Below are 16,125 nucleotides of genomic sequence, written 5' to 3' on the forward strand. Positions count from 1 at the left end.
CGCCCCTGCTAGCAACCCAACCGGGCGATTGATGGCCACCGTCGTTTTTGCGGATCTTGTGGGCAGCACCAGTCTATTCGAGCGACTGGGAGACGAAGCAGCCTCCAGGTTTGTGACCCAGCTGGTCAGCATGCTCAGCGAGATCTTCGGCCAGCACCACGGGCGCGTCGTCAAGGTGCTGGGCGACGGCCTCTTTGTCGTCTTCCAGCACGAAGGTGCAGCCCTCGCAGCCTGCATCCAGGTCCAGAACCACCTGCTGGAAAAACAGATACGGGCAGGTGGCAGCGGCGCGCCGGTGGAGCTGCAGATCGGCATCGACAGCGGCGAAATCGTCGAGATCGAGGGCGACTGCTTCGGTGATACGGTCAACTCCGCCGCCCGCCTGGCCGATCTGGCCGGGGCCTCGCAGATCCTCACCACCGAGAACGTCTGGAACGCGATCTTCCCGGTGCAGCGCGCCGCGCTGCGAAGCATGGGCCCCATGTACCTGCGCGGCAAGACCGAGTCCTGCCACGTCTACCGGGTCGAGTGGCAGGCAGGGCGCGACGGCGAAGCCACCATGATCGGGCGCTCGACCATCGCGCCCCGGCGCGAGGAAGTCCTGGAACTGTCCTTCGGGGAGCAGCGGCTGCGGCTGGATGCCAAGACCGGCAAGATCTCGCTGGGCCGCGCGGCCGACGCGACGCTGCATGTGAACGATCCCCGGGTCTCGCGCCTGCACGCGACACTGGAGTGGCGCGGCGGCCAGTTCGTGCTGACAGACGCCTCCAGCTTCGGCACCTGGGTCTACCTGGGCAACCAGAACGAGGCCATGGTGCTGCGGCGCACCGAATGCACCCTGGTCGGCAGCGGCCAGATCGTGCCGGGCTGTGCCCGCGAGGAAGAAGACGCGCCTGCGATCGCATTCTCCGTCAAGACCCTGGGACCCAAGTCATGAATCAGAGCAAGCTGGGACGTTACGAACTGATCCGTGTCCTGGGCAAGGGAGCCATGGGCCTGGTCTACGAAGGTCGTGACCCGAATCTGGACCGACGCGTGGCCATCAAGACCATCAAGGTCGAAAACCTCAGCAGCGAAGAGGCTGCCGAGTACGAGATCCGCTTCCGCACCGAAGCCCGCTCCGCCGCGCGGCTGCAGCACCCCAACATCGTCAGCGTCTACGACTCCGACCGCGATGGCGACATCGCCTACCTCGTCATGGAGTTCATCCAGGGCGACGATCTCAAACACCACCTGGACCAGGGCGAGCGCTACACCCTGGAACAGGCCGCGAGCATCATGAGCGACCTGCTCGAGGCACTGGACTATGCCCATCGCCAGAATATCGTGCACCGCGACATCAAGCCGGCCAATCTGCTGATAGAAGCCAGCGGCCGTATCAAGCTCACGGACTTCGGTGTGGCCCGCATCCAGGATTCAGGCGAGGCCACCCGTACCAAGGGCACCGTGGTGGGCACGCTAAAGTACATGTCGCCGGAGCAGTTGCGCGGCCTGCCCATCGACTCGCGCTCCGACCTGTTTTCGGCCGGCATCGTGCTCTACCAGCTGTTGACGGGAACCCGGCCCTTCGACGGCCCGGGCGACTACGAGATCATCCAGAAGATCGTCTCGGAGGAAGCAGCTGCGCCCTCCACCATCAACCCCAAACTGCCGCCGGCCATCGACCAGCTTGTGGCCTGTGCGCTGGACAAGTCACGCGAGCGGCGCTACCCGACCGCCCGCGAATTCAACGCAGCGCTGCAGGCCGCCGCCGGTTCGGCGGCCGACCCCACGATCACACCGCCCAAGGCAGCGCCGCGCTCCGGCGAAAGCTCGACCTGGACCTCCACCGTGGTCAAGGGCGAGTCGCTGGTCAGCACCAGTTCGGGCAGCACGTCCGGCGTGCCCGGCTCCACCGTGACGCAGGAAGTGGAACTGGTGTACTGGAAGGAAATCAAGGACTCGGTCGACATCGATGAGTTCCGCGATTTCCTGCTCAAGTTTCCCTCGGGCATTTACTCGGACCTGGCGCGGCGGCGTATCAAGCGCCTGACCAACCCGGGCGAAAAAATCGGCTCCCAGTCCGGCTTCGGCACAGACGCCCGGCCGACCGTGGTGGACCTGGAAACGGATGCGGACGAGCCTGAGGCCACTCGCAAGCTGACGCCGCGTGCAGCCACGCCGGGCCAAGCCCGATCCGGTCCCGCAGTGGCTGGCAGCAAACGGGGCTGGATCCTGGGCGGCATCGGCGCGGTCGCGGTAGCCGCCATGGCGGTCGGCTACCTCGGTATGTCCCGTCCAGTGGCGCCGCCCCCCCAGCCCGCAGCCCTGGTCCAGGACACGGCACCTGCCAGCCCTGCGACCGCTGCCCCGGTACCGCAGCCCACAGACATACCAAAGGCTGTTGCCGCGATACCGGCCAAGGCCGCGCCACCAGTCAAGGCTGCGACACCGGCCAGCGCAAAGGCCGCGGGTGCGGGAAAGACTGCGCCAGCGTCTGCCCCCACTCCGGCACCTGCACCCACAGCAGATAGCAACGCACTCCCGGACCCGAACGGGGAGTGCAAGGGCCGCATCCTTCTCGGCTACCTTACATGCATGAAAGAGCAGTGCGACAAGCCGCGTTTTGCCCCGCACACTGCATGCAAGGAACTGCGAGAACAGGAGCAACGCAACCAGCAGCCCGTGCAGTAACCACGACCGGGGCGACCCGCCATTCAGCGGGCTGGAACACCCCTTCGGCTTAACCCACGACCTTGAGCGCGGGTTTGGCCTGGGCCGTCAGCGCCGGGTGGCGCTTTTCGATGGCGGCCTGGATGCCGGCAGCATCCAGCCCCTGCAGGGCCAGCAGCTTGGCCGGGTCGCCGTGCTCGATGAAGAGGTCGGGCAGACCCAGCTGCAGCAGGGGCTTGAGCACACCCGCACGCTGCAGGGCCTCGCCCACCGCGCTGCCGGCGCCGCCCATGACGGCGCCCTCCTCCACCGTGACCAGGGCCTCGTGCGCGGCGGCCACCTTGAGCAGCAGTTCCACGTCGAGCGGCTTGGCCCAGCGCATGTTCACCACGGTGGCATTGAGTTTCTCGGCGGCGGCCAGCGCGGGATACAGCAAGGTGCCGAAGGCCAGAATGGCAATGCCCTTGCCCTCGCGGCGCACCTCGCCCTTGCCATAGGGCAGGGATTCCAGACCCGGCATAGTGGCCACGCCCGCACCGGCGCCGCGCGGGTAACGCACGGCCACGGGATGGTCCTGCTCGAAGGCGGTGCTCAGCAGCTGGCGGCATTCACGCTCGTCGGCCGGGCAGGCCACGGCCAGGTTGGGGATGCAGCGCAGGTAGGCGATGTCGTAATTGCCCGCGTGGGTGGCGCCGTCGGCGCCGACCAGGCCCGCGCGGTCCAGCGCGAAGACCACGGGCAGCTTCTGCAGGGCCACGTCGTGGATCAGCTGGTCATAACCCCGCTGCAGGAAGGTGGAGTAGATCGCCACCACGGGCTTGAGCCCCTCGCAGGCCAGGCCGGCGGCCAGCGTGACGGCGTGCTGCTCGGCGATGCCCACGTCGTAATAACGGCCGGGAAAACGCTGGTGGAACTCCACCATGCCCGAACCTTCGCGCATGGCCGGCGTGATGCCGACCAGGCGCATGTCCTGCTCGGCCATGTCGCACAGCCAGTGACCGAAGACCTGCGTGAAGGTCTGCTTCGGGGGGGTGGCGGGCTTCTGCAGGCCCACGGCCGGGTCGAATTTGCCGGGGCCGTGGTAGGCCACGGGGTCGGCCTCGGCCAGCTTGTAGCCCTGGCCCTTCTTGGTCACCACGTGCAGGAACTGCGGGCCCTTGAGCTGCTTGATGTTTTCCAGCGTGGGGATCAGGGACTCGAGGTCGTGACCGTCGATGGGGCCGATGTAGTTGAAGCCGAATTTCTCGAACAGCGTGGCCGGCACCACCATGCCCTTGGCGTGTTCCTCGAAACGTTTGGCCAGTTCAAACAAGGGCGGCGCAACCTGGAGCACCTGCTTGCCCACCTGCTTGGCGGCGGCATAAAAACGCCCGCTCATCAATTGCGCCAGGTAGCGGTTCAGCGCGCCCACGGGCGGGCTGATGGACATGTCGTTGTCGTTGAGAACCACCAGCAGCTTGCAGTCCTCCACACCGCCGTGGTTGAGCGCCTCGAAGGCCATGCCGGCCGTCATGGCCCCGTCGCCGATGACAGCGATCGCATGGCGGTCCTCACCCTTCTGACGCGCGGCCAGGGCCATGCCCAGGGCGGCGGAGATGGAGGTGCTGCTGTGCGCGGTGCCGAAGGCGTCGTATTCGCTCTCGCTGCGCTGCGGGAAGCCGCTGAGGCCGCCGAGCTGGCGCAGCGTGTCCATGCGCTCGCGCCGGCCCGTCAGGATCTTGTGGGGGTAGGTCTGGTGGCCCACGTCCCAGATCAGGCGGTCGTGCGGCGTGTTGAAGACGTAGTGCAGCGCCACGGTGAGCTCCACCGTGCCCAGGTTGGAACTGAGGTGACCGCCGGTTTTCGAGACGCTCTCGAGCACATAGGCACGCAGCTCGTCGGCCAGGGTGCGCAGATCGGCGCGCGAGAGCTTGCGCAACTCGGCCGGGTCGTCGATCGTCTGCAACAGGGAATAGGGTGCGGAAGTCATGTTCAGCTTGCTCGGTGAACGACCATATCGGCCAGCGCATGCAGGGCGCGCGTGTCGGCCAGGCCGCTGACAGCCAGTGCGGCCAGGGCCTGTGCATGCAATTCCTGCGCGTAGGCACGGGAACGCTCCAGTCCGAGGAGGGACACATAGGTGGGCTTGTCCTGCTCGGCGTCCTTGCCGGCGGTCTTGCCCAGGGTGGCCGAATCGGCCGTGACGTCGAGGATGTCGTCCACCACCTGGAAGGCCAGACCGAGGGCGGCGCCGTAGTCGGACAGGGCGGTGTGCACGGTGGCCGCCTGTTCGCCGCAAGCCGCGCCCATGAGCACGCTGCCCTGCAGCAGCGCGCCGGTCTTGAGGCGGTGCATCTGGCGCAGTTCGTTTTCATCGAGCTTGAGACCCACGCTGGCCAGGTCGATGGCCTGGCCGCCGGCCATGCCCGCGCTGCCGGCCGCGTGCGCGAGCAGGCGGCACAGGCGGGCCTGCATGGTTTCGGGAACGTTGTCGCTTTCGGGGGTGAGCAGCTCGAAGGCCAGGGCCTGCAGCGCGTCACCGGCCAGCAGGGCGCCGGCCTCGCCGTATTTCACGTGCACCGTGGGCTTGCCCCGGCGCAGCACGTCGTTGTCCATGCAGGGCATGTCGTCGTGCACCAGGGAATAGGCGTGGATCAGTTCCACCGCGCAGGCCGCGCGCAGGGCGGCCCGCTCGTTGCCGCCCACGGCCTCGCTGGCGGCCAGCACCAGCAGGGGCCGCAGGCGCTTGCCGCCGTCGAGCACCGAGTAGCGCATGGCCTCGCCCAGACCGGCCGGCGCATCGGCCGCCACCCAGGCTTCCAGCGCGCGCTCCACACGCGCCAGCCGCGCACTGCTCCAGGTGCGCAGCTCGAATTCCGTCGTCAGCTTCACTCGGGTGTCCATGTCTTGAGCATGCCTTCGTCCAGCACCTTGATCTGGCCTTCCACGGCGGCCAGCTGCTCACGGCAGTACTTGAGCAGTTCGGCCCCGCGCTGGTAGCCCGTGAGCAGCTGCGCCAGCGGCAGCTCACCGGACTCCAGGCGGCTGACCAGCTGTTCGAGCTCCAGCACAGCCGCCTCGTAGCTGGCGGGCGTGTTGGGTGCGGACGTGGATGTGGAAGCCTTGACCATGGAAACAGAGGGATGCAAACGCTGCATTTTAGGCTGTGCAAGGCCATCCGGCCCGATCACAGCCCCCATCGGGGCCTGAAATACAGGACCGGGTCGTAAAACGAGCCGCATCGTCCGTCGTACCTCCCCCGGGGTACAATCCTGTGCTCTCTTGGCCTGCCGTGCTGGCAACGCCATTTTCCTTTTGTCACGCCCCTGGGCATACCTCCCGAAACCAGCTATGGCGGGGAGTCTTTAGGTCAGGTCACCCATGTCTGATTTAAGCCTTCAACTGCAGCAGGCGCACAGCCAACTACCAGTTTCCAGCTACTTCGACGAAGCGCTGTTCCAGCGCGAGATGGCGCAGATTTTTCAGCGCGGGCCCCGTTATGTGGGGCATGCCGCCAGCGTTCCCGAAGTCGGTGACTACCACGCCCTCCCCCAGGAAAAGGAAGGGCGGGCCCTGGTGCGCACGCCCTCGGGCGTGGAGCTCATCTCCAACGTCTGCCGGCATCGCCAGGCCGTCATGCTCAAGGGCCGCGGCTCGCTGAACCAGACCCAGCCCGGCAGCGCCGGCGGCAACATCGTCTGCCCCCTGCACCGCTGGACCTATTCCGCCCGGGGCCAGCTGATCGGCGCGCCGCATTTCGCACAGGATCCCTGCCTGAACCTCAACAACTACAAGCTGCGCGAGTGGAACGGCCTGCTCTTCGAGGACAACGGCCGCGACATCGAAGCCGATCTGGCCGGCATGGGCCCGCGCGCCGATCTGGACTTCACGGGCTACACCCTGGACCGCGTGGAACTGCACGAGTGCGACTACAACTGGAAGACCTTCATCGAGGTCTATCTGGAGGACTACCACGTGGGCCCCTTCCACCCGGGCCTGGGCCACTTCGTGACCTGCGAGGACCTGAACTGGGAGTTCAAGGACAGCTATTCGGTGCAGACCGTGGGCGTGTCCGAGGCCTTCGAGCGCCCGGGTTCACCCGTCTACCAGCGCTGGCACGACGCGCTGCTGAAGTACCGCAAGGGCCAGAAGCCCGAGCGCGGCGCGATCTGGCTGACCTACTACCCGCACATCATGGTCGAGTGGTACCCGCACGTGCTGACCGTCTCCACCCTGCACCCGATCAGCCCGAACAAGACGCTGAACATGGTGGAGTTCTATTACCCCGAAGAGATCACCGCCTTCGAACGCGAATTCGTCGAGGCCCAGCAGGCCGCCTACATGGAGACCTGCATCGAGGACGACGAGATCGCCGAACGCATGGACGCCGGCCGCAAGGTCCTGCTGGCACGCGGTGACAACGAGGTCGGCCCCTACCAGAGCCCCATGGAGGATGGCATGCAGCACTTCCACGAGTGGTACCGGAAGCAGATGCGTCTCTGAATCTTTTTGCCTCGTTATGTTTTTCCCTGACGGGGCACCTTCCTTCCCCCCACACTCCCCCCCGCCCCTCTCTACCCCCGCCGGGGTAGAGAGGGGGGCCTGGATTTGGTTACTGCGCGCCGGCTACGCTTCTACGACGCGGGAAGGCGCGACCGTCCTCGCTGGCCTCCACTGGCAGGCCAACGGTCGTAGAGAACTCGCACGCACCAACACGCCACGGCTGACGGCTACGCCGGCCAGAAACGAAACCTGTCTCGCGAACGGCAGACCGCACAGCGGCGGCCGTCGTTGGCATATAGGGACGCAGCCTTTTACTACGACCGCAAGCCAGCAATCTCGGATGACCTCAAGCAGTGGCGACGCCTCGCTTCATAGAAGCCTGTCCAAAACACCAAAAACAAAATCCAGGCCCCCTTCTTTGCCCCCGGCGGGGGGCAAAGAAGGGCGGGGGGATGATTGGGGGGTTGTTCAACGCCTCGCCAGAAAACACACAAGAGCAAACAAGTAAATGCAAGCCCTCTGGATGGTCCTCGGGGCCTTCTTCTTCGCCACCATGGGTGTGGCGGTGAAATACGCCTCGGCCTCTTTCAACACCTTCGAGCTGGTCTTCTACCGCGGCCTCATCAGCGTTGCCTTCCTGGCCCTGGTGCTGCGCAGCCGCGGCATCCAGCTCAGGACCCCCGTGCCCTATATGCACGTCTGGCGCAGCCTCGTGGGTGGCGCCTCGCTGACGGCCTGGTTCTACGCCATCGCCTGGCTGCCCCTGGCCACGGCCATGACGCTGAACTACATGAGCGGCATCTGGGTCTCGGCCTTCATCGTGGGTGGCGCCCTGCTCTACGGCAGGTCCGAACGCCAGGGGCCGCTGCTGGGCACCGTGCTGCTGGGTTTTGCCGGCGTGGTGCTCACGCTGCGCCCCACCATCGACCACAACCAGCTCTTTGCCGGCCTGATCGGCCTGCTCTCGGGCATGAGCGCCTCGCTGGCCTATCTGCAGGTCACGGCCCTGGCCCGCTCGGGCGAGCCCGAAGGCCGCACGGTCTTTTATTTTGCCGTCGGCACCGCGGTCACGGGTCTGGTGGGCATCCTGTTCACCGGCTTCACCCCCTGGGAGCAGATCGGCTGGCAGGCCGCCATCTGGCTGCTGCCCATCGGCATCCTGGCCTCGCTGGGCCAGTGGTGCATGACCCGCGCCTACAGCCGCGGCCACACCCTGGTGGTGGCCAGCCTGCAGTACTCGGGCATCATCTTCGCCTCCTTCTACAGCCTGATCCTGTTCGGCGACCGCATCCCGCTCTACGGCTGGCTGGGCATCGCCCTCATCGTCGCCAGCGGCGTGGCCGCCACCTTCCTGCGCGAACGCGCCATCCCTGACACCCCCGCCGAGGAGCATTGATGTACACCACCCTGATCAGCGCCGAGCAGCTCAAGCACCTGGTGCACGACCACAAGCCCCTGATGGTGTTCGACTGCAGTTTCGAACTGATGAAACCGGCCGAAGGCGACGCGCAGTACGAACGCCTGCGTGTCGCCGGCGCCGTGCGCGCCGATCTGGACCGGCACCTGAGCGCCAAGGACAAGTCGCAGGCCGTCAATGGTGGCCGCCACCCCTTACCCAAGCCCGAGGTGTTTGCCGCCTGGCTGGCCCGTGTGGGTTTTCAAAGCGATATGCAGGCCGTGGTCTACGACCGCCAGGGCGTCAATTACTGCGGGCGCCTGTGGTGGATGCTCAAGTGGGTGGGCCACGAGAACGTGGCCGTGCTCGACGGCGGCCTGCAGGCCTGGGAAGCCGTCAACGGCCCCGTGGCCACCGGCCCCGACCTGCCGCGTGTGCCCTCGCCCTACAAGGCCGGCACGCCGCGTGCCCGGCTGGCCACGACCGACGATGTGCTCAAGCACCTGGAGCTGCCCGACCAGACCCTGATCGACGCACGGGCCCCGGCACGTTTTCGCGGCGAGGTGGAACCGCTGGACCCGGTGGCCGGCCACATTCCCGGCGCGCTGAACCGACCTTTTGCCGAAAACCTGGGGCCGGACGGCAAATTCAAGTCGCCGGAACAGCTCAAGGCCGAGTTCGAAGCCCTGCTGGGCGGCCGTCGCCCCTCCACCGTGGTGCACCACTGCGGCAGCGGCGTGAGCGCCCTGCCCAATCTGCTGGCCATGGAAGTCGCCGGTCTGGGCCGGGGCGCGCTCTACGCCGGCAGCTGGAGCGAGTGGTGCGCCCATCCGGCACGCCCGGTGGCCCAGGGCTGAGAAGTCCGCATGGGATGGCGTGGATCAACAAACCCGCGGCGCCGGCCGGCGCCACCATCCTGGGTTAAGGTCGGGTGATGAGCCCGACCCTGATCCAGCTCCTCGCCGCCCTGCTGTTCGCGCTGGCCATCGTCCACACCTTCTCGACCCAATTCTTCGAGCTCCTGGCGCGCACGCAGCCGCGCCATGCGGGTCTGTGGCATCTGCTGGGCGAGGTGGAGGTGGTGTTCGGCTTCTGGGCCATGGTGCTGGTGGTCTGCATGTTCGCGCTCAGCGGCAAGCAGGCCACCACGGCCTACCTCGACAGCCGCAACTACACCGAACCCCTGTTCGTCTTCGTGATCATGGTGATCGCCGGCACGCGCGCCGTGCTGCAATGCGCCGGCGCGCTGGTACGCTGGCTGGCGCAGCGGCTGCCGCTGCCGCGCGGCGTGGCCCTGTATTTCCTGCTGCTGGCCTTGGTGCCCCTGCTGGGCTCCTTCATCACCGAGCCCGCGGCCATGACCCTGGCCGCGCTGATGCTGCGCGACACCCTGTTTGCCCAGGCGGTCTCGCGCCGCCTGCAGTACGCCACGGTGGGCGTGCTCTTCGTCAACATCTCCATCGGCGGCACGCTCACGCCCTTTGCCGCGCCCCCGGTGCTCATGGTGGCCGCGCCCTGGAACTGGGACCTGGCCTTCATGGCCACGACCTTCGGCTGGAAAGCGGCCGTGGCGGTCGTCGTCAACGCCGCCCTGGTCACGCTGCTGTTCCGCAAGGAGCTGGGGCCCATGGAGCGGCCGGCAGAGAGTTCAACCCCCGCCGTGCCCTGGACCGTGGTGCTGGTGCACCTGCTTTTCCTGCTGGCGGCCGTGCTGTTTGCGCACTACCCGCCGGTCTTCCTGGGACTGTTCCTCTTCTTCATGGGTTACGCCCACGCTTATGAACGCCACCAGGACCGCCTGATCCTGCGCGAGGCCCTGCTGGTGGCCTTTTTCCTGGCAGGCCTGGTGGTGCTGGGTGGCCTGCAGCAATGGTGGCTGCAGCCCCTGCTCATGGGCATGGATGCAACCGCCGTGTTCTACGGCGCCATGGGGCTGACCGCCATCACCGACAACGCGGCCCTGACCTATCTGGGCTCGCTGGTGCAGGGCCTGAGCGAGGAGTTCAAGGTGGCGCTGGTGGCCGGCGCGGTCACCGGCGGCGGCCTGACGGTGATCGCCAACGCGCCCAACCCTGCGGGCGTTTCCATCCTGCGCGGCAAGTTCGAAGACAGCACGATCAACCCGCTGGGCCTGCTGCTGGGCGCGCTGCCGCCCACCCTGGTGGCGGTGCTGGCATTCCGCTGGCTTTAGGTTCCCCCCCGAGACGCTGCGCGTCTCCCCCCAGGGGGGAGCGGCGCAGCCGCTCGGGGGGTACCATCATTCCCATGAAACCGCGCATCACCGTCATCACCCTGGGCGTCGAGGACCTGGAGCGCGCGCTGCGCTTCTACCGCGACGGCCTGGGTTTCGCCACCGGGGGCATCATCGGCACCGAGTTCGAACATGGGGCCGTGGTTTTCATCGAGCTGCAGGCCGGCCTCAAGCTGGCCCTGTGGCCGCGCGCCAGTCTGGCGCAGGACAGCGGCCTGCCGCTGGCACGGCCGAACCCGACCGAACTTTCGCTGGGCCACAACGTGGCCTCACGCGAGGAGGTCGATGCCGTGATGGCACAGGCGCAGCGGGCCGGGGCCGTGATCGTCAAGCCCGCGCAGGCCACCTTCTGGGGCGGCTACGCCGGCTACTTCCAGGACCCGGACCAGCACCTGTGGGAGGTGGTGTGGAACCCGGCCTGGGAAGACGCGGCGGGCTAGCGCCCCAGCCGGTCCGAGGCCGGGCCATCGACCCGGCGCGACTCGACGTCGATCACGTCGGCGCCCTGTTGGGTCTGCGCCGTTCCAGGACGGTAAAAACGCTGCCACTGCGCACGGCGCAGGATGGTGAAGGCCAGGGGCTGCACCGGCCGGCCCGTGAGCCGGGCCCAGAGCGCGCGCAGGCCCCAGAAGGCCAGCAGCAAAAGGCCCGCCACCAGCAGGCTGAGCAGGAACACCAGGCCCATGAGGGCCAGCACGATGCGCAGCAGCAGGCCGAAGATCATCTTGAAAATGGAAGTCATGGTCGTCTGTCGCAGATGGGTCGTCTTGCCGGGCTAACAAGAGCCCGGTGCATTTCTTTACTGAACCAGCAACAGGGCCAGTCCCGCGCCGTGCGCCAGTTGCAGGCCCTGCGCCCGGGCATAGGGCTCAGCCGCTTCCGAAACCGGGCCCAGGCTCAGATAGACGCCGCGCGCGCCCTGCTGCTCGCAGGCCGCCTGCAGCAGACGCAGGGCCTCCACGCCATGCGTGGCCGCTTTCCAGCGCCGGCAGCTCAGCAGGCTGGTCTGGCCCTGGCGCTCGATGCGGAAATCCGCCGCCTCGCCTTCCAGGCGCGTGACCGTGTAGCCCTGCTGCGCATAAACCTGCGCGACCCAGGCCGAAAAATCGCGCCAGTTCATGGCCGCGGCGCGCGTCAGCGCCGCGTCGAGCCGGGCGGCACCCGGTGCGCGCCACTGGCGCCAGGCGGCGATGGCCGCCACGACCAGAAAGGGGAAGGTGCCCAGCGTGACCACCATCGCGTACTCGCGCGACAGCAGGGCAAACGCGACCACCGACATGAGCAGTGAAATCAGCAGGCTGATCCACCAGGGCGAGCGCAGCAGCACCGCAAACAGCGAGCGCTCGTTCATCTTGAACTTGAACATGGGGACGATCTCAGTGCGTGTGCGCCAGCGCGCCGGCCAGCGTGACCAGCAGGATGCCCGCGAGCAGCCAGGCGATCTGGGCCAGGGTCTGGCCCAGGCTCAGGCGCTTTTGCAGCTGGGGGATCAGGTCGGCCAGGGCCACGTAGATGAAGCTGCTGGCCGCCACGACCAGGAAGTAGGTCAGATAGTCATGCAGCAGGTCCACCAGCCAGTAACCCACCAGGCCGCCCAGGGCGGTGATGGCGCCGGCCAGCGTGACCTTGAGCAGGGCCGCCCGGCGCGTGCCGCTGCTCTTGCGCAGCACCATGAGGTCACCCATATGGTGCGGCACCTCGTGCGCCAGCACGGCCAGCGCGGCGATCACACCCAGGCGCAGGTCGGCCATGAAGGCCGAGGCGATCAGGATGCCGTCGCCGAAGCAGTGCACGCTGTCCCCGGCCAGCACGGTCCAGCCGCCGGCCATGCGCTGCGGTGCGTGGTCATGGTGATGCCCGTCGCGGTGCGCATGATCATGGTCGTGCGCATCGGCTGCCTCGGCGTGGTGGTGTTCGTGCCCGTGGTGCCAGAGTTCGGCCTTGTCGAGCAGGAAGAAGAACACCACACCGACCAGCAGGGTGAGGAACAGCGCCTGCGGCTCGATGCCGCTTTCGAAGGCCTCGGGCAACAGATGCAGAAAGGCCGTGCCCAAGAGGGCGCCGGCCGCCAGGCTCAGCATGTGCTGGGTGTAGCGCGCCAGCACGCCGAAGCTCAGGGCCGCGGCCAGCCAGACGCTGCCGATGCCGGCCGCCAGCGTGCCGAGAAGAATGGCGATCAGGGTCATGGCTTCGATTCTCGCAGACGTGTCAAGAGGCCTCTAGACAATCGCCAGAACCTGTTCCGTTCGCCCTGAACTTGTCGAAGGGCTCGTTGACAGGACTCAAGACTGGCTTCGACAAGCTCAGCCCGAACGGGGGTCTTCAATCTCCAGCGTGCCGCTCAAGCCACGCCGTGCTGCTTGAACCACGCCAGGCAACGCTTCCAGCCATCGTCGGCCGCTTCCTTGCGGTAGCTGGGGCGGTAGTCGGCGTGGAAGGCGTGCGGCGCCTCCTTGTAGACCACGAACTGCGAGGCCTTTGCGCTGGCATTGCCGGCGGCCAGCGCGACCTTCATCTTCTCGACATCGGCCAGCGGAATGCCCGTGTCGGCCTCGCCGTACAGGCCCAGCACGGGGCCGTTGATGACACCCGCGATGTCGATCGGGTTCTTCGGCGTCAGATCACTCTGGTTGCCGGTGATGCGGCCGTACCAGGCCACACCGGCCTTGATGGACTTGCTGTGCGCGGCATAGAGCCAGGTCTGGCGGCCGCCCCAGCAGAAACCCGTGACGCCCACACGCGCCAGGTCGCCGCCGTTGGCGCCGGCCCAGGCCACGGCGGCGTCCAGGTCGCCCAGCACCTGCGCATCGGGCACCTTGGAGACCACCTCGGCGATCAGCTTGGCGATCTCGCCATAACTCTGCGCATCACCCTGGCGCACGAAGAGCTCGGGCGCGATGGCCAGGTAACCGGCGCGGGCGAAGCGGTTGGCCACGTCGGCGATGTGCTCGTGCACGCCGAAGACCTCGGACAGCACCAGCACCACGGGCAGGTTCCTGCCACCGGCGGGCATGGCGCGGTAGGCCGGCATCCTGAAACCCCTGACGTCGATGGTGACCTCGCCCACGGTCAGGCCGTCGGTCGGGGTCTTGATCACGGTCTGCGCCATGACGGGCAGGACGGAAGCGGCATAACCCACGCCCAGCGCGGCCTTGAGCGCCGTGCGGCGCGTGGCGCCCATCTCGGTACTCCGGCCCGGCAGCAGGGCCTTGAATTCGGTTTCAAGATCGCGGTTCATCATCGGGGGCTCCTCATCTCGGTGTTTGGGAATTCGTAGTCTAGGGGCCCTCCCGCCCCGTTGCACAGCGCCTACCCAATCCCCCACGCTGCGAAGCCCGATAATCGGGCATGTCCAGCCCCACCGCCTTCAGCACCCTGCCCCTGAGCCCCGCCATGCTGGAGAACCTGCAGCAGCTGGGTTACAGCGCGATGACGCCGATCCAGGCCGCCAGCCTGCCCCTGGCGCTGATGGGCAAGGACCTGATCGCCCAGGCCCAGACCGGCAGCGGCAAGACCGCGGCCTTCGCCCTGGTGGTGTTGACCAACCTGAACCCGCGGCGTTTTGCCGTGCAGTCCCTGGTGCTGTGCCCCACGCGCGAGCTGGCCGACCAGGTGACCGTGGAGCTGCGGCGCCTGGCGCGCGCGCAGGACAACGTCAAGATCGTCACCCTCTGCGGCGGCGTGCCGCTGCGCATGCAGAGCGCCAGCCTGGAGCATGGCGCCCACATCGTGGTGGGCACGCCGGGGCGCATCATGGACCACCTGCAGCGCGGCACCCTGGACCTGGCCGCCCTCAACACCCTCGTGCTGGACGAAGCCGATCGCATGTTGGACATGGGCTTCTTCGACGACATCGCCACCGTGGCCCAGCAGTGCCCCCGGGAACGGCAGACCCTGCTGTTCTCGGCCACCTACCCCGAAGGCATCGCGAAGATCGCCACCCAGTTCCTGCGCGAACCTCAGCAGGTCAAGGTGGAGACGAAACAAAGCGCGCTGAAGATCGAACAGCGTTTCTACGAGGTGACACGCGCCACCCGCCTGCAGGCCGTGGCCCAGCTGCTGCTGCACTTCCGCCCGGTCAGCACCCTGGCCTTCTGCAACACCAAACAACGCTGCAAGGAACTGGTGGCGCTGCTGCAAAGCCAGGGCATCAGCGCGCTGGCGCTGTACGGCGAACTGGAGCAGCGCGAACGCGACCAGGTGCTGGCGCAGTTCGCTAACCGCAGCTGCTCGGTGCTGGTGGCCACCGACGTGGCCTCACGTGGACTGGACATCACACAGCTCGAAGCCGTGGTCAATGTGGACATCTCGCCTGACCCCGAGGTGCATGTGCACCGCATCGGCCGCACCGGCCGCGCGGGCGAATCCGGCCTGGCCCTGAGTCTGGCCAGCATGGACGAGATGGGGGCCGTGGGCCGCATCGAGCAGTACCAGACGCAGGAGTCTGTCTGGCACAAGCTGGACGAACTGAAACCGGCCAGCAAGGAGCCCCTGCTGCCGCCCATGACCACCCTGCAGATCCTGGGCGGCCGCAAGGAAAAGATCCGCCCCGGCGACGTGCTGGGCGCGCTGACCGGCGAGGCCGGCTACACACGCGAGCAGATCGGCAAGATCAACGTCACCGAGTTCTGCACCTTCGTGGCCGTGGAGCGCAGCATTGCCGGCGAGGCCGTGACCCGTCTCAATGCGGGCAAGGTCAAGGGCAAAAGCGTGAAGGCCAGGCTGGTGGGCGTGGACTGAAGCCTGTCCTGGCGGCGCTTTACGAGAGCCCATGAAAAAAGCCCGCCGTAGCGGGCCTTGCGCAGAGGACAGCGGCCTTTACTTGGCGGCGCCTTCCTTCATCTCTGCCTTTTTCTTGGACTTCTTGGCCTTGCTGGACTTGCTGACCTTGCTCTTTTTCTTCTTGTCAGCGCGGGCTTCGGGCTTGGTCTCGGGCTTGGTGGGGGCCACGGCCGGTGCCGGTGCAACCGCCGGAGCCGGAGCCACAGCGGGAGCGGGGGCCTGGGCGTAAGCACCTGCGGCAAACAGGCCGGCGATCAGGGCAGCGAGCAACTTGTTCATGTTCAGATTTCCTAGGGTTCGACGACGTAAACGACACATTCAACCGATGGAATGTGCCCCGCAACGATAACAGGTGCGAGAGTCGAACTTGGTCAGCTTGCGGTCAGTGACAGGCCATCTCGGCCTGCCACTTTCAGCTCCGGTCACCCATGTCACCCGACTTGTGGTCCTTGTCGTTCGGCTTGAACGGGTTGTGGTGGCCGGAGCGTGGCTTATCGCAATCACGGTCGTGTTTGTCGCCGTCGCGGTCACAGCCCTTGTGGCCCTTGTGGCCCTTGTCCCC

At 67.0% G+C, this 16,125-nt stretch carries 16 protein-coding genes; 8 read left to right on the forward strand and 8 right to left on the reverse strand.

The window, feature by feature from the left end; translation table 11 throughout:
- Positions 1 to 31: 31 nt before the first annotated feature.
- Both ACYVH8_RS00395 and ACYVH8_RS00400 read left to right on the forward strand, forming a co-directional pair.
- On the forward strand, positions 32 to 937 hold the full coding sequence (locus ACYVH8_RS00395) for an adenylate/guanylate cyclase domain-containing protein (protein WP_460486895.1): 906 nt from the start codon (positions 32 to 34) through the stop codon (positions 935 to 937).
- The gene (locus ACYVH8_RS00400) at positions 934 to 2,673 is read left to right on the forward strand and encodes a serine/threonine protein kinase (protein WP_460486896.1); all 1,740 of its coding nucleotides are present in this window, start codon (positions 934 to 936) and stop codon (positions 2,671 to 2,673) included. The genes ACYVH8_RS00395 and ACYVH8_RS00400 overlap by 4 nt, the downstream gene beginning before the upstream one ends.
- 49 nt (positions 2,674 to 2,722) lie before the next feature.
- Here the strand turns inward: ACYVH8_RS00400 and dxs are convergent, their stop codons facing one another.
- From dxs to xseB, 3 genes are read right to left on the reverse strand one after another with little or no spacing between them, the layout of a single operon-like run.
- Positions 2,723 to 4,621 carry a 1-deoxy-D-xylulose-5-phosphate synthase gene (gene dxs / locus ACYVH8_RS00405; RefSeq protein WP_460486897.1) on the reverse strand — a complete coding sequence of 633 codons (1,899 nt, stop codon included), beginning with the start codon at positions 4,619 to 4,621 and terminating at the stop codon, positions 2,723 to 2,725.
- A 2-nt stretch (positions 4,622 to 4,623) separates the two neighbouring features.
- The gene (locus ACYVH8_RS00410; RefSeq protein WP_460486898.1) at positions 4,624 to 5,535 is read right to left on the reverse strand and encodes a polyprenyl synthetase family protein; all 912 of its coding nucleotides are present in this window, start codon (positions 5,533 to 5,535) and stop codon (positions 4,624 to 4,626) included.
- A complete protein-coding gene (gene xseB, locus ACYVH8_RS00415; protein WP_460486899.1) occupies positions 5,520 to 5,762 on the reverse strand; it encodes an exodeoxyribonuclease VII small subunit in 243 nt (80 codons plus the stop codon). Before xseB ends, ACYVH8_RS00410 begins: the two co-directional genes overlap by 16 nt.
- A 250-nt stretch (positions 5,763 to 6,012) precedes the next feature.
- On the opposite strand from xseB, the gene ACYVH8_RS00420 reads away from it, so the two are divergent.
- The 5 genes from ACYVH8_RS00420 to ACYVH8_RS00440 all read left to right on the forward strand — a co-directional run bounded on the left by ACYVH8_RS00420 (position 6,013) and on the right by ACYVH8_RS00440 (position 11,221).
- Positions 6,013 to 7,134 (forward strand): aromatic ring-hydroxylating oxygenase subunit alpha, encoded by a 1,122-nt coding sequence (locus ACYVH8_RS00420; protein WP_460486900.1) that lies wholly within the window; start codon positions 6,013 to 6,015, stop codon positions 7,132 to 7,134.
- A 508-nt stretch (positions 7,135 to 7,642) separates the two neighbouring features.
- Positions 7,643 to 8,530, forward strand: coding sequence for a DMT family transporter (locus tag ACYVH8_RS00425; RefSeq protein WP_460486901.1), 888 nt, complete (start codon positions 7,643 to 7,645; stop codon positions 8,528 to 8,530).
- Positions 8,530 to 9,387 (forward strand): sulfurtransferase, encoded by an 858-nt coding sequence (locus ACYVH8_RS00430; RefSeq protein ID WP_460486902.1) that lies wholly within the window; start codon positions 8,530 to 8,532, stop codon positions 9,385 to 9,387. Before ACYVH8_RS00425 ends, ACYVH8_RS00430 begins: the two co-directional genes overlap by 1 nt.
- A 77-nt stretch (positions 9,388 to 9,464) precedes the next feature.
- Positions 9,465 to 10,721, forward strand: a complete 1,257-nt coding sequence (locus tag ACYVH8_RS00435) for a putative Na+/H+ antiporter (RefSeq protein ID WP_460486903.1) — start codon at positions 9,465 to 9,467, stop codon at positions 10,719 to 10,721.
- 74 nt (positions 10,722 to 10,795) lie between these two features.
- A complete protein-coding gene (locus tag ACYVH8_RS00440; RefSeq protein WP_460486904.1) occupies positions 10,796 to 11,221 on the forward strand; it encodes a VOC family protein in 426 nt (141 codons plus the stop codon).
- On the opposite strand, the gene ACYVH8_RS00445 is transcribed toward ACYVH8_RS00440, so the two are convergent.
- The 4 genes from ACYVH8_RS00445 to ACYVH8_RS00460 all read right to left on the reverse strand — a co-directional run bounded on the left by ACYVH8_RS00445 (position 11,218) and on the right by ACYVH8_RS00460 (position 14,022).
- Positions 11,218 to 11,523 carry a hypothetical protein gene (locus ACYVH8_RS00445; protein WP_460486905.1) on the reverse strand — a complete coding sequence of 102 codons (306 nt, stop codon included), beginning with the start codon at positions 11,521 to 11,523 and terminating at the stop codon, positions 11,218 to 11,220. The genes ACYVH8_RS00440 and ACYVH8_RS00445 overlap by 4 nt on opposite strands.
- Before the next feature lie 57 nt (positions 11,524 to 11,580).
- Entirely contained in the window at positions 11,581 to 12,147 is a 567-nt protein-coding gene (locus ACYVH8_RS00450) for a restriction endonuclease (protein ID WP_460486906.1), read from the reverse strand.
- A gap of 10 nt (positions 12,148 to 12,157) precedes the next feature.
- Complete coding sequence (locus tag ACYVH8_RS00455) at positions 12,158 to 12,967, reverse strand: ZIP family metal transporter (RefSeq protein ID WP_460486907.1); 810 nt, start codon at positions 12,965 to 12,967, stop codon at positions 12,158 to 12,160.
- Between the two features lie 155 nt (positions 12,968 to 13,122).
- Positions 13,123 to 14,022, reverse strand: coding sequence for a dienelactone hydrolase family protein (locus ACYVH8_RS00460; protein WP_460486908.1), 900 nt, complete (start codon positions 14,020 to 14,022; stop codon positions 13,123 to 13,125).
- 107 nt (positions 14,023 to 14,129) lie between these two features.
- Here ACYVH8_RS00460 and dbpA point away from each other — a divergent pair, with 107 nt between their 5' ends.
- Positions 14,130 to 15,521, forward strand: coding sequence for an ATP-dependent RNA helicase DbpA (dbpA, locus tag ACYVH8_RS00465; RefSeq protein ID WP_460486909.1), 1,392 nt, complete (start codon positions 14,130 to 14,132; stop codon positions 15,519 to 15,521).
- 78 nt (positions 15,522 to 15,599) lie between these two features.
- Here dbpA and ACYVH8_RS00470 read toward each other — a convergent pair whose 3' ends face one another.
- The gene (locus ACYVH8_RS00470; protein ID WP_460486910.1) at positions 15,600 to 15,842 is read right to left on the reverse strand and encodes a hypothetical protein; all 243 of its coding nucleotides are present in this window, start codon (positions 15,840 to 15,842) and stop codon (positions 15,600 to 15,602) included.
- Positions 15,843 to 16,125: the final 283 nt, after the last annotated feature.

Source organism: Curvibacter fontanus (assembly GCF_054780335.1).

Bases quoted from the DNA above. Each gene is read 5' to 3' on its own strand.
- ACYVH8_RS00395 (WP_460486895.1), top strand. From the start codon at position 32: ATGGCCACCGTCGTTTTTGCGGATCTTGTGGGCAGCACCAGTCTATTC.
- ACYVH8_RS00400 (WP_460486896.1), top strand. From the start codon at position 934: ATGAATCAGAGCAAGCTGGGACGTTACGAACTGATCCGTGTCCTGGGC.
- dxs (WP_460486897.1), bottom strand. From the start codon at position 4,621: ATGACTTCCGCACCCTATTCCCTGTTGCAGACGATCGACGACCCGGCC.
- ACYVH8_RS00410 (WP_460486898.1), bottom strand. From the start codon at position 5,535: ATGGACACCCGAGTGAAGCTGACGACGGAATTCGAGCTGCGCACCTGG.
- xseB (WP_460486899.1), bottom strand. From the start codon at position 5,762: ATGGTCAAGGCTTCCACATCCACGTCCGCACCCAACACGCCCGCCAGC.
- ACYVH8_RS00420 (WP_460486900.1), top strand. From the start codon at position 6,013: ATGTCTGATTTAAGCCTTCAACTGCAGCAGGCGCACAGCCAACTACCA.
- ACYVH8_RS00425 (WP_460486901.1), top strand. From the start codon at position 7,643: ATGCAAGCCCTCTGGATGGTCCTCGGGGCCTTCTTCTTCGCCACCATG.
- ACYVH8_RS00430 (WP_460486902.1), top strand. From the start codon at position 8,530: ATGTACACCACCCTGATCAGCGCCGAGCAGCTCAAGCACCTGGTGCAC.
- ACYVH8_RS00435 (WP_460486903.1), top strand. From the start codon at position 9,465: ATGAGCCCGACCCTGATCCAGCTCCTCGCCGCCCTGCTGTTCGCGCTG.
- ACYVH8_RS00440 (WP_460486904.1), top strand. From the start codon at position 10,796: ATGAAACCGCGCATCACCGTCATCACCCTGGGCGTCGAGGACCTGGAG.
- ACYVH8_RS00445 (WP_460486905.1), bottom strand. From the start codon at position 11,523: ATGACTTCCATTTTCAAGATGATCTTCGGCCTGCTGCTGCGCATCGTG.
- ACYVH8_RS00450 (WP_460486906.1), bottom strand. From the start codon at position 12,147: ATGTTCAAGTTCAAGATGAACGAGCGCTCGCTGTTTGCGGTGCTGCTG.
- ACYVH8_RS00455 (WP_460486907.1), bottom strand. From the start codon at position 12,967: ATGACCCTGATCGCCATTCTTCTCGGCACGCTGGCGGCCGGCATCGGC.
- ACYVH8_RS00460 (WP_460486908.1), bottom strand. From the start codon at position 14,022: ATGATGAACCGCGATCTTGAAACCGAATTCAAGGCCCTGCTGCCGGGC.
- dbpA (WP_460486909.1), top strand. From the start codon at position 14,130: ATGTCCAGCCCCACCGCCTTCAGCACCCTGCCCCTGAGCCCCGCCATG.
- ACYVH8_RS00470 (WP_460486910.1), bottom strand. From the start codon at position 15,842: ATGAACAAGTTGCTCGCTGCCCTGATCGCCGGCCTGTTTGCCGCAGGT.